A 12169-nucleotide genomic window follows, 5' to 3' on the forward strand; every position below is an offset into this window, starting at 1 on the left:
ATTCGCAGTGCAGCATTTGCGCTATAGGGGGGGATGATGTGGACGCGTTCCGCCTATAGGAACCATGCCTGTTTACAGGAAAAGATGTGCTTCGATGCGGATGGCCAGAACGCAAAAGCCCGGACGATCGCAAGACCGCCCGGGCTTTTCTATCTGACCCTTGAGCCGAAGAACCTGTCAGTTGCCGCTTCTCAACGCGAGCCACCGCTTGAACTCGACATTCGTATCGGTCTGGATGGCGCCGACGCCGGCGTCAAGCAGCGCTCCCCAGACGCCTTCGGGGTCACTGAGTGCGCGGCTGTCGTTGAAGTCGACATTGTGGGAGACGTCGAGTGTATTGATCCAGAGGCGGATATTCTGGCGTTCCAGTTCCTCGCGCCCGGCGGCAAGATCGGCAATGTCGGTAAACTTCACCTCGATCATTGGCGCCTTGAGCGGTTCGATCATCCTGAGGTCCTCGGTAAATTTTCCGGGCCGGACGGGAAACATCGGCATATGCGGGATCGAGCCGAACCAATCGGCATCCAGCACTGGGAAGCAGCCGCTTTGCGGTTCGACATCCGACTTGATGATGACGTGATCCTCGGCACCTAGCCGTCGCACCGCGGCAATCACCAGGGGCAGTTCACGCGGGAATTTCGTGTCGATATTGACGAAGACGCGCCCGCGCGCTTCCTCCAGTGCTTCTTCGAGCGTGGGGATGCGTTCATCCGTCGGTGCCGCCGTTTCTCCACCGGCGCCGGCGCGCAGTCGCGCGTCGCGGACCGTGGCAAAGTTGCTCGTTCCGACGACACCCTTGGCGGAAGTGGTGCGGTCCAGCGTCTTGTCGTGGATGACGACGAGATGGCCGTCGGCAGTTGCCTGCGTGTCGATTTCGACGAATTCTACGCCAAGTTCGGCTGCCGCGCGGATTGCCGCCAATGAATTTTCAGGAGCTGCCGACCAGAGTCCACGATGGGCAATCGTCAAAATGTCCGGGTTGGCCCGTGAGAGCAGGTCATAGATATCGGCATTGCGGGATAAGGGAGAGATGGCGGTCTGGCTGTGCATGGGAGGAGCTTTCGTGAGCTGTCGATTTTCAGGCGGAATGAGCTGATTTGAGGTTGGAAGTCGGATGTGGACGCCAATGGCTGCGGCCGACGCGGCGCACCGGTATCGATTGCGTCCATGGCTATTAATACACATAAAGTGTAATATTTATGACGCGCGGTGCGAATATGTGAGGGTTCGGATTGTGCACAGCCGGACGAGCAGTTAAGTCGGAGTGACAGGATCAGGATTGCAGTCATGGCAGCGCTTGAAAAATCCCCACTGGCAAGCGAAAACGAGCGCCTCATCCTCGATATTGTCCGCCGGCATGAGCCGATCGCGCGCGCGACGATTACCGCCCACACCAATTTGACGCAGCAATCGGTGCATCGTCTCGTCGAGACATTGACGGCTCGCGGGTTGCTTCGTGCCGGTGCACCGTTCAAGGGCGCTCGGGGGCAGCCGAGCCCGACTATCGAATTGCAGCGGCAGGCGGTCTATTCGCTTGGCATTTCCGTCAATACCGACGCCGTGACGTTGTCACTTGCAGACTTCGGCTGCGATATAGTCGATCAGGAGGTGCTGAAGGGCGTACCCGCCGACCGCACGGCAACGCTTGCAATCCTTGCCGAGAAACTGAGTTCGATCCTGGCGCGCCATGAGATATCGCGCGCAAATCTCATCGGACTTGGCTTTGCCATGTCGGGCTTCTTCGTCGGCGATGATCGTCGCTTCAATGCTCCGGAGCCGCTGCGCGACTGGTCTCTGGTCGATCTGCAGCCGGAACTCGAGCATGTGTTCGCACTACCGGCCTGGTTGGAAAACAACGCAACGACGGGTGCGATCGGCGAGAGCCTGCGCGGTGTCGGGCGCTGGTGCCAGACCTTCGCATACCTGTCCTTCAACTACGGGTTTGGCGGCGGTCTTGTTCTTGAAGGAAGGCCCTATCTCGGCTTCCATGGGAATGCCGGCGAGTTCAGCGTCATCTACAATCCGGATGAAGCATTGCACCGGCCGGCTTTGCAATATCTCATCGCCAGATTGCGCGAGAGCGGTGTCGACATAGGTTCCATCGAAGAGCTGAAACAAAATTTCGATCCTTCCTGGCCGGCCGTCGAGAGCTGGCTCTCCGAGACCATGCCGATGCTCGACCGTCTGATCGCTACGCTTGCCGGGGTCATCGATCCGCAAGCCATCGTCTTCGGTGGCCAGCTACCGTCCGAACTCGGGAAAATTATGATCGAGCGCGCTCAGCTGCCGTCGCAGCGTCCGCATCGCTATGGTGCCGCACCGCCAGGACCCCGGCTGGTTCTCAGCGAAGCCAAAGGGGATGCCAGTGCGATCGGCGCAGCTCTGCTTCCATTGAAATTCCGCTATTTTCTGTAAGCGTTCTTCCTGTTGCCTCGCTGCGGCTGTGTCGAAGGGATTTCAGTTTTGCATCATCTATGTTTCAGTGTGCTGTCAGAACGGCTTGCTAATGCACAGCCATATTTTCTGGACGACCGCATTGGCGCGTAAGACTGCAATCATTGTCGGCAATGGCAAGCTGGAACGCGATATCGCCGGTATCGTGGACGAGGCGCAATTCGTCATGCGTTTCAACGAGCCGATCCTTTCCGGTGGCATGAGCGGCGAGCGCACCGACATGATCATGCTGGCCGCCTCGAGCAAGATCCTGTATCGGCGGCTTCTTGATCCCGGCTTTATGGACAATGCCGCGCTCAAGGCCGCAAAGGTTTTCATGCTGGCCTATCACCCTGATATCATTCGAAAATATCACCCACGACCCAACATCTTCCAGCGCCTGCAGGGTCGACGGGCTGACTGGACGATGCAGGCAATCGAGTTGCTGGGCAGGGCCGGCAAGGAGATCCGCATCATGCCGCCGCAGACCTATATTGCCGGCTGCGGCGAACTCGGCATTTCCGGGCCTCGCATGCACAGAGTCTTTCCCAGCACCGGCTTCCTTGGCATCTGCTATGCACTCGCAAGGTTTCCGGCGTCCGAATGGGACATCAAGCTATGCGGCTTTGGCTGGGAGGGGTGGAAGCGGCATGATTGGCAGAATGAGCGAGCCTGGGTCGAAAACAAGATTGCCAACGACCGCGTCAGCTTGATCGCCTGATCCAACCGATGTTCTTCAGTCACAAAGTTCTGCCGGCTTACTGGCTATTATCGCCGCCGAGCAATCCGCGAAGCTCTGGCAGCTTATCATTCACCAGCCAGCCGTAGTAATTTTCTTCCGGCAGCTTCTTACCGCCCGAAGCGTCCGCCGCCTGTCGTAAGGCAAGCGCGCGGCGGCGCGGCTGGCCGACATTGTAAAGTGTCGCGGTCAGACCGGGATTGTCGGTGATGTCGAAGCCTTGGGCGCGATAGGCGTCGATGGCATCCCGCACGATCGCGGCGATATAGATCACGCTGCGATCGGGGTCCATGATGTCGCGGTAGATCGCTTGCGGGTCGTCGACCGAGAGCTTCGGCAGACCGCTCGTCGCATGCACCAGATCGGTGACTTCAAGGGCCGTCAAAGGGCTGATCTGTCCAAGGCCGAAGGTCTGGCCCGCAAAGAAGGGCTGGAAGAAGGCGCGCTGGAACGTCATGTTTTCGTAGGTGACGCCATCGATGATCTTGCCGCGAAAGGTCTTATCCCACGTCTCGTCGCGGCATTCCCACAATTCGGCACTGCCGGTGAAGGCGTTGCAATGGGCAAATTCCGGCTTCTTCAGGAAGGTCTGGACGGTGACGTCCTTGTAGGCGAACTTGAAATCGGACTGCGAATAGGCGAGCGCCTTGACGTAGTAGGACTTCACTCTGTTGACGATCGTGATGTTGTAGGTGTGTTCACCGACAAGGGCGCCAACGATGTGGATGGGGTCGATCTGGTAGGCCTGGCCGGCCTTCTTGATCGAGGCCATCAAGTCCTTGTCGTCGCGAAGCACTCCGACGATCTTCTGGTATTTTTCGTCGTAACTCGTGTTGAAGGCCTTGGCCCGCAGCACGGACGTGTTCGGTATCGGCGGCTGAACGCTGTTGCGATTGCCTGGCGGTACGCGCTGGAGCTCGTGCGCGAAACTGGCACTCGTCAATGCAAGAACAAGAAGAAGACCGAGTGCCGGGATTGTCGACAGGCGTGTTCGCATTCGCAAAGTGACTTTCCAAAATATTCCCCGGCGCAGGGACGATCTTCATACGCGATCACTGCATGAAGACAAGAGCGGATGCTTCTTCTGCCCCGCGAATCACAATAAACTTCAAGAAAGGCAGCTTTGGGCTGCAGAGGCATATGGGACACCGCCGTTGAAGGTTGCAAGCCCTTTGGCCTTGATTTCCGAGAGGGTGCCGGTGAAACATCTTGTGATCGCAGGAAGCGTCTTGCTTGCCGCCGCCCCGGGGGAAGCCTTGCCGACGATGGCGGATGTTCCCGCGCTCGCCAAGGCGGCGGTCGCGCGACGCATAGAGGTTCCTCCCTCAGCCATCCATATTCTGGCAGCCAAGCCGAGTGAACGAATGCCGGGCTTCGTCGTCTGCGGTCGTGTCGATACGGGGACTGCGAATGACAGCACTGGTGCTGAAAGCGGAGAGCGCTTCTTCGTCGTTATCCCCGGCGATTTTGCCATCCTGGATCAGGACGGTAAGGGTCTTGTCGATAGCTATTGGGCTGCCAATCACTGCGAGTGAGAAGCCAATGCCTTGCTGATCATGGCAAGCTCCTCCGGCGTACGTCCCGATTCCAGCCGTACCCAATTGTTCGGATTGTCGGCCGTCTGGCGCTTGATGAAGGTATAACCCGTTCCGCTCCAGTTTTTGACGGTATCGGTGAGATTGTCGAGGATGAGATCGCCGTCGTTCGTGCGTGCCATCAGGACAAGATGTCCTTCGTTATGGGTATCGAGAACGACCGTCAGCAGCAGGGCAGAGCGTGGCCAGCCAGCCTCCACGAGCAATTTCTTCTTTAGGAGAACATAGTCGTTGCAGTTGCCGGCGCCATCATCGGGATAGGTCCACCAGTTGATGATGCCGAGCTTGTAGATGCCGTAATGATCATTGTCGCCGATGCCCGCGATCTCATGATTGACGAGGCTGTTGATCTGCTGCAGCTGCTCCCGGCGGTCATGATCGAGATTGGCGAACTCCGTGCTCTTTTGGCCGGCCAGACATTCTGCTGGCTGCGCGTTGCAGAAGCTGGTCCAGCCGACAGGCACGCTCGCATCCGTCACCTCACGCGCAAACTGGTGTGCGTGTGCCGCGGCGGTATTCGCCACAGGTTTTGCCGTAGTTGCCGTCGAAAACAACAGACCGGCGACGAAGAGAAAGCTTGCAGCGACTAGAAGTGAACGCATACTCGGCTCCATGAGTTGGGCTCATGAAATCCGACGCGGTCAAATTTATTCGGAACAAGATTATTTGCATTTTATCGAATCCGCGCTTTTGGCCGGTGCGGAATTAGACGATATCCATCCAGGCATCGAATTTATGATTTCCGATCGGTTATCAAGCCTGTTTCGTGGCGGATTAGAGTTGAATATCGGCGAAAAAGCCCCGTAATTTCATCCACATATCGCACTATCGGAAGAACATCTGGCGTGTTTATGATTTGTTTGTCTTAAATGCGAATCTCCATCGTGGATGAACGATGGAACAATCAGGGAATTGCTCGGGAGGCCTTATGATCGACGATATTCTCGACCGGATGACGCTTGAGGAGCAGGTTTCGCTGCTGTCCGGCGCTGATTTCTGGACCACGGTGCCGGTCGAGCGCCTTGGCGTTCCGAAGATCAAGGTCACGGATGGGCCGAACGGAGCTCGCGGAGCCGGCTCGCTGGTTGCCGGCGTCAACGCCGCCTGCTTTCCCGTCGCCATCGCGCTCGGCGCGACATGGAATCCGGCCCTTGTCGAGCGCATGGGCGTGGCGCTTGCCGGCCAGGCCAGGAGCAAGGGTGCCTCGGTGCTGTTGGCGCCGACGGTCAATATTCATCGCTCCGGTCTCAATGGCCGCAACTTCGAATGCTATTCGGAAGATCCGATGCTGACGGCCGAGCTTGCCGTTGCTTATATCCAGGGCGTGCAGAGCCAGGGCATTGCCGCGACGATCAAGCATTTCGCGGGCAATGAATCAGAGATCGAGCGCCAGACGATGTCGTCGGATATCGACGAACGCGCTCTTCGCGAAATCTATCTGCCGCCATTCGAGCAGGCTGTGAAGAGGGCTGGCGTCATGGCGGTTATGTCCTCCTACAATAGGCTGAACGGCACCTACACGAGCGAGCATCCCTGGCTGCTGACCAAAGTCTTGCGCGAGGAGTGGGGGTTCAACGGCATCGTCATGTCGGACTGGTTCGGTTCGCATTCAACGGCGGCGACCGTCAATGCCGGGCTCGATCTGGAAATGCCCGGTCCGGCGCGCGACCGTGGCGAGAAGCTCGTGGCGGCGGTACGCAACGGCGAGGTCGAGCCGAAGACGGTGCGCGAAGCCGCTCGCCGCATTCTGACATTGCTTGAGCGCGTCGGCGCTTTCGAGACGGCGCCCGATTTAAGCGAGCATGCACTCGATCTGCCGGAGGATCGTGCTCTGATCCGCAAGCTCGGAGCCGAGGGTGCGGTGCTTTTGAAGAATGACGGCATTCTACCGCTGCAGAAGGCGGGGCTCGGGCATGTGGCGGTTATCGGGCCGAACGCGGCCGAAGCCCGTGTCATGGGCGGTGGCAGCGCCCAGATCGCCGCCCACTACAGGGTCAGCCCGCTGGAAGGTATCCGTCAGGCGCTGTCGAATGCCAACAGCATTCATCACGCTGCCGGCTGCCGCAACAATCGCCTGATCAATGTCTTCTCCGGTGAGATGCGGGTGGAGTATTTCAAGGGACGCGATCTTGCAGGCCCAGCTCTGGCCACCGAAACCGCGAACAAGGGCGAGTTCTTCTGGTTCGATCTGCCATCCGCCGAGCTTGATCCCAACGAATTCTCCGCCCGCATGACGGCTTCCTACATGCCGGCGGAGAGCGGCGAGCACGTATTCGGCATGACGAATGCGGGCCTTGCCAGGCTCTATGTCGACGGCAAGCTCGTCGTCAATGGCTATGACGGCTGGGCTCGCGGCGATAATTATTTCGGTACGGCCAATGTCGAGCAGCGACAGGGTATCCATCTCGAGGCCGGACAGAGCTACAAGGTGGTCGTCGAATATTGCTCTTCCGCGACGACCGAGGAGGGGATCAATCTGACGGCGGTACGCTTCGGCGTGGAAAAGCCTCTCGGCGAAGAGGCGATGCTGGATGCCGTTGAAAAGGCAAGGAATGCGGATGTGGTGCTGCTCTTCGTCGGCCGCGATGGCGAGTGGGATACGGAAGGGCTCGACCTGCCCGACATGCGTCTGCCGGGTCGCCAGGAGGAGCTGATAGACCGTGTGGCGGCGGCCAATGCCAATACGGTTGTCGTGCTGCAGACGGGCGGCCCCATCGAGATGCCGTGGCTCGACAAGGTTCGGGCCGTGTTGCAGATGTGGTATCCCGGCCAGGAACTGGGGCATGCCGCTGCCGATGTGCTCTTCGGCGATGTCGAGCCCGGCGGGCGCCTGCCGCAGACCTTCCCGAAGCGTCTGTCGGATAATTCCGCCATGGTTGGCGACGCATCCGTCTATCCCGGCAAGGATGGACATGCGCGCTACGCCGAAGGTGTCTTCGTCGGATATCGCCATCACGACAAGCGCGTCATCGAGCCCTTGTTCCCCTTCGGCTTCGGTCTTGGCTACACGCGATTTTCCTGGGGCGAGGCGCGGGCATCAGCGACAAAGATGGGCGCGGAGGGCATCACCATAACGGTCGATGTCACCAATATCGGCGACAGAACCGGTAGCGAACTCGTGCAGCTTTACGTACGGCCGCTTGTTTCGACGGTCGAGCGGCCGGACAAGGAGTTGCGCGCCTTTGCCAAGCTTCAGCTTGCGCCGGGCGAACAAGGGACGGCCTCGCTTGTCGTGCGCCCACGCGATCTGAGCTATTTCGACGAGCAGGCGGGAACATTTCGAGCCGTCGCCGGCCGCTACGAACTTCTGGCAGCGGCCAATGCTCTCGATATCCGCTCTGCCGTTACGATCGAGCTCGCAACGGAATGGATCGGCGAGGTATCGGATCGTTCGATCTGATGTTTCGGGCAGCTGCGGCCGATAAATTTGCGCGAGGGATGAAGGAGCGCGTAGGTATGCGCTCCGGAATTGTAGTGGCATTGCGCTGACGTGTTTGGATCCTGCTAGCGGCGGCGCATGCGCTGGGGCGGTACCCGGCCGGAAAATGCGGAAGCCTCGTCTTCTTCGGCGATAGGCTTTTCATGAAAGATCTGTCCGACAGGCTTCGGCCGGCCAAGGAAGAAGCCTTGAGCCTCATCGCAGCCTTCGACACGGAGGATTTCGAGCTGGTGGTTGGTTTCCACACCTTCCGCCAGCACCGGAATCTCGAGGCTCTTGCCGAGCGTGAGCACAGCGCGAACGATCGCTTTTGCCTGAATGCTGTGATCCACCTCGTTCATGAAGGAACGATCGAGCTTGATCTTGTCAAAGGGGAAGGAACGCAACGTATCGAGCGAGGAATATCCGGTGCCGAAATCATCGATCGCAACGGTCACGCCGAGAGCTCGGATTTGCCGCAGCACATGCAGCGTTCGGCTCTTGTCGGCAATGATGGTGGATTCGGTGATTTCCAGCTCCAATCTCGATGGCGACAGGCCGGTTTCGAGAAGGATCGTATGGACGAGCTTGGCAAGATCGGCGTGGGCAAACTGTACGGGCGAAAGATTGACGGCGATCTTGTAGGGCTGGTCCCATGAGGCGGCCTGTTTGCAGGCCGTGCGCAACACCCATTCGCCGATGACAAGGATCGTGCCGCTCTCTTCGGCAATGGGGATGAATTCCGAAGGTGGCACGGCTCCGCGCTCGGGATGATGCCAGCGGACGAGGACCTCGTAGCCGCAGATCTGCCCCGTGCGAACGGAGGTCTGTACCTGATAGTGCAGATCGAGCTGATCCAGCTCGACAGCACGACGCAGGTCCTGTGCGAGCGTATGGCGGGCGCGGGCGGCCTCATCCATTCTGGATTCATAAAAGCAGACGGCGCGGCCGATATCGGCCTTGGCGCGATACATTGCAAGATCGGCATTGCTGACGAGGCGCTCCTGATCGATGCCATCGTCGGGATAGACCGCGACGCCGATGCTGGCGCCCGTCACCGTCTCAAAATCGTCGATCCGGATCGGTTCAAACAGGACCTTCTCCAGCCGGGCGACGAAATCCAGCAGCTCGCTCTGCTCGCCGAAGCGCTTGGCCGCGGCGAACTCGTCACCACCGACACGGGCGACGAATTCGCCATCCCTGACGAGGCGCAGTAGCCGGCGTCCAATTGCCTTCAATGCCTGGTCGCCGGCCTTGTGTCCACGCAGGTCGTTGATCTCCTTGAAGCGATCGAGGTCGATGCCGATAACCGCGAGCTTCACGCCATCTTCCTTGGCGTTGTCCATCTCGCGTTGGAGATGATCGGCGAAACTGCTGCGATTGGGCAGGCCCGTCAGCAGGTCGTTGAGCGCCATATGCTGGAGCTTCTCGATGGATTCGCGCGAGGCTCGTTCATCGATCATATAGCTTGCGACGCCAGTGCCGATGATGAGCAATCCTCCACCGGCAACGGCAACAGCCATGGCCTGCAACGCATAGGTGTCCGCGATGGCGGCGCCAGTTGCAAGCGGGGTGACCGATACGGCGGTCATTGCCGTAAAGTGAAGTGAGACCACGGCGATGACGAAGAGGGCGAGGCTGGCGATTGGGGAAAGCCCCCAAGGCCGGCGGACTGCCTGATTGAGAGCAAGCGTCGAAAAGATTACCGAAAGCACCACGGAGCCGATGACATAGGCCTGGTTCCACTCGACGATGCCGTCGACGTGGTAGGCCAGCATGCCGGTGTAGTGCATGACGGTGATGGAAAGGCCAACGACGGCTCCTCCGAATTCCGGTGCGATGCGCGGCAGGCGCGACAATGCGATCGTAAAGCCGCCGGCGCAGCCGATGGCAGCCAGCAGAAAGGAAGCCATTGTCAGGATGGGATCGAAAGTGACCGGTGCGTCGACTTCATATGCCAGCATGCCGATGAAATGTGTGCACCAGATCGACGACCCGGCCGCCACAGCTGTCAGGAAGATCCAGCCGCCACGTTGAAGTTCGCGCGTCTTTTCGGCTCGCCTGAGCAAGTTGAGCGTAATCCAGCCGCCGCTGACACAGACAAACGCCGCGAGAAGAACGAGCCACAGATTGTGTTCCGTAAAGATGCAGGAAAGAACGCGCACGCAAAGATCCCAACTATAGCCATCAGGGTGAGAGCTGTTCCAACGACGGCGGTCGCACCCGAAATCGATGGCGATTGCTTTCGCGGGTAAACACTGAAAATCAGGTAAAGATAAGGGAGTGGATTTGCAATTTTTACGTTATTTTTGCGCATTCATGTCGCGCAGATCTTGCATGCCGGCACATGTTTTTTCCATGAAATGGTCGGTTTATGCTCGATTTCGGGTCGCCGCGCCGAGAGTACAGTATCAATTTTCTATTTGCTTCACCTGCAGGATCGGCGAATCTATTGTGGATTCTTGGTAAATTTCCCCTGAATATCTGCAGTATAAATGGGAAAGTTGCCCTTATGAGAATTTAAATATTTCCGATCTATAATATTAATAAGTATATTTGAAAGTGATAATACTTTCAATTCGCGAGTGTTTTGGAATTACAACTTATACTATAGAGAGCTTGCTCGTGAAGAGATTCAGGATTTATCCACAGTCGCTCGGTGCATTGCGCAAGCTTTCAGGGACGCTATTTGCGGACCGGTCGGGGAATTTCGGGATCACGACGGCACTGGTTGCCGTTCCGTTGATCGCGGTAGGTGGCCTGGCGCTCGATGTCACCAATGCTATGCTTGTGCGCACCGAGTTGCAGAATGCCGCCGATGCGGCTGCCGTCGGCGCAATCGCGGATTCGTCTCCGGCTGTTGCTGCTGCCATGGCAATGACAAGCGACGGCACCGTTGCGATCGGTCAAAGTGACGCCAACAAGCTCTTTCTCGGCCAGGCATCAAGCGATCTCCAGAACATACCGGTCAGCGTCAGCGCCGCGATAACGCGCACGGGAAATATCGTCTCATCGACGGTCAATTTTTCGGCGAACGTGCCAACGACGCTTAGCCAGGTTATCGGAAAGACATCCATTCCCGTCAGCGGTTCAGCATCCGCGCAGTATCAGACGGCAAATTTCATGGATTTCTACATGCTGCTGGACAACACGCCATCCATGGGGATCGGTGCCACCTTGGGAGATATCAAGACAATGGTGGCAAATACGTCAGACAGCTGCGCCTTTGCATGCCACGACACCACGACGCAAAACAATTACTACAATCTTGCAAAGAACCTTGGCGTCAAGACCCGCATCAATGTCGTCGGGCAGGCGACACAGTCGCTTACGGATACCGCTGTGAAGAACCGGGTGACACCCGATCAGTACAGAATGGCCGTTTATACATTCGGTAAAGACACCACGACAATTGGCTTGACCAACGTATCGGCGCTGTCATCCGATATGGCGCAGGTTAGCAGTGCCATCAGCAAGAACGTGGATCTGATGGCTGTTCGAGGACAGGGCGACAACAACGACCAGGATACGAGCTTCGATACGATGCTGACGCAGCTCGCGCCGATTATCGGCACAGGCGGCGGTGGTACGACCAGCACCGATCGCCAAAAGGTTCTGTTCCTGGTTACCGATGGTGTCGGCGATAGCTACAAGCCCAGCACTTGCACCAAGCCGACGACGAACGGACGTTGCCAGGAGCCGCTCGTCAGTTCCTTCTGTCAGCCGTTGAAAAACCAGAACGTCAAGATCGCTATTCTCTATACGACCTATTTTCCCTTGCCGACGAATGGCTGGTACAATCAATGGATTGCGCCGTTCCAATCGCAAATCGGCACTAATCTGCAGAATTGCGCTTCGCCGGGCCTCTATTTCGAGGTCAGCCCGACACAGGGTATCACGGATGCGATGAACGCCTTGTTCCTGAAGGTCATTCGCACGCCACGCATCACAAGTTGACTGCAGAGGCCGGCAAAGGACTGCGGA

The 12169-nt window shown here is 58.1% G+C and carries 10 protein-coding genes; 6 read left to right on the top strand and 4 right to left on the bottom strand.

What is annotated here, in order from left to right:
- Positions 1-177 precede the first annotated feature (177 nt).
- Positions 178-1050: a glycerophosphodiester phosphodiesterase family protein gene (locus AC13Q5_RS29860; protein WP_457880579.1), complete on the bottom strand. Its 873-nt coding sequence runs from the start codon at positions 1048-1050 to the stop codon at positions 178-180.
- Between the two features lie 237 nt (positions 1051-1287).
- On the opposite strand from AC13Q5_RS29860, the gene AC13Q5_RS29865 reads away from it, so the two are divergent.
- A complete protein-coding gene (locus AC13Q5_RS29865) occupies positions 1288-2415 on the top strand; it encodes an ROK family transcriptional regulator (protein WP_488504143.1) in 1128 nt (375 codons plus the stop codon).
- Between the two features lie 91 nt (positions 2416-2506).
- Positions 2507-3154, top strand: coding sequence for a glycosyltransferase family 29 protein (locus tag AC13Q5_RS29870; protein ID WP_488504144.1), 648 nt, complete (start codon positions 2507-2509; stop codon positions 3152-3154).
- Positions 3155-3191: 37 nt separating this feature from the next.
- On the opposite strand, the gene AC13Q5_RS29875 is transcribed toward AC13Q5_RS29870, so the two are convergent.
- Positions 3192-4169, bottom strand: a complete 978-nt coding sequence (locus AC13Q5_RS29875; protein ID WP_457880583.1) for a DUF1402 family protein — start codon at positions 4167-4169, stop codon at positions 3192-3194.
- 202 nt (positions 4170-4371) lie between these two features.
- Between AC13Q5_RS29875 and AC13Q5_RS29880 the strand changes: the two genes are divergently transcribed.
- Positions 4372-4707 (top strand): hypothetical protein, encoded by a 336-nt coding sequence (locus AC13Q5_RS29880; RefSeq protein WP_488504145.1) that lies wholly within the window; start codon positions 4372-4374, stop codon positions 4705-4707.
- Here the strand turns inward: AC13Q5_RS29880 and AC13Q5_RS29885 are convergent.
- Complete coding sequence (locus tag AC13Q5_RS29885; RefSeq protein ID WP_488504146.1) at positions 4695-5369, bottom strand: transglutaminase-like cysteine peptidase; 675 nt, start codon at positions 5367-5369, stop codon at positions 4695-4697. The two genes, AC13Q5_RS29880 and AC13Q5_RS29885, sit on opposite strands and share 13 nt — an antisense overlap.
- 10 nt (positions 5370-5379) lie before the next feature.
- On the opposite strand from AC13Q5_RS29885, the gene AC13Q5_RS29890 reads away from it, so the two are divergent.
- On the top strand, positions 5380-5574 hold the full coding sequence (locus AC13Q5_RS29890; RefSeq protein WP_488504147.1) for a hypothetical protein: 195 nt from the start codon (positions 5380-5382) through the stop codon (positions 5572-5574).
- A 121-nt stretch (positions 5575-5695) separates the two neighbouring features.
- Positions 5696-8167 (top strand): glycoside hydrolase family 3 C-terminal domain-containing protein, encoded by a 2472-nt coding sequence (locus tag AC13Q5_RS29895; protein WP_488504148.1) that lies wholly within the window; start codon positions 5696-5698, stop codon positions 8165-8167.
- Positions 8168-8271: 104 nt separating this feature from the next.
- Here the strand turns inward: AC13Q5_RS29895 and AC13Q5_RS29900 are convergent, their stop codons facing one another.
- Complete coding sequence (locus tag AC13Q5_RS29900) at positions 8272-10350, bottom strand: putative bifunctional diguanylate cyclase/phosphodiesterase (protein WP_488504149.1); 2079 nt, start codon at positions 10348-10350, stop codon at positions 8272-8274.
- A 499-nt stretch (positions 10351-10849) separates the two neighbouring features.
- On the opposite strand from AC13Q5_RS29900, the gene AC13Q5_RS29905 reads away from it, so the two are divergent.
- Positions 10850-12142: a TadE/TadG family type IV pilus assembly protein gene (locus AC13Q5_RS29905; protein WP_488504195.1), complete on the top strand. Its 1293-nt coding sequence runs from the start codon at positions 10850-10852 to the stop codon at positions 12140-12142.
- Positions 12143-12169 lie beyond the last annotated feature (27 nt).

Source organism: Martinezella sp. CNPSo 3964 (assembly GCF_057784375.1).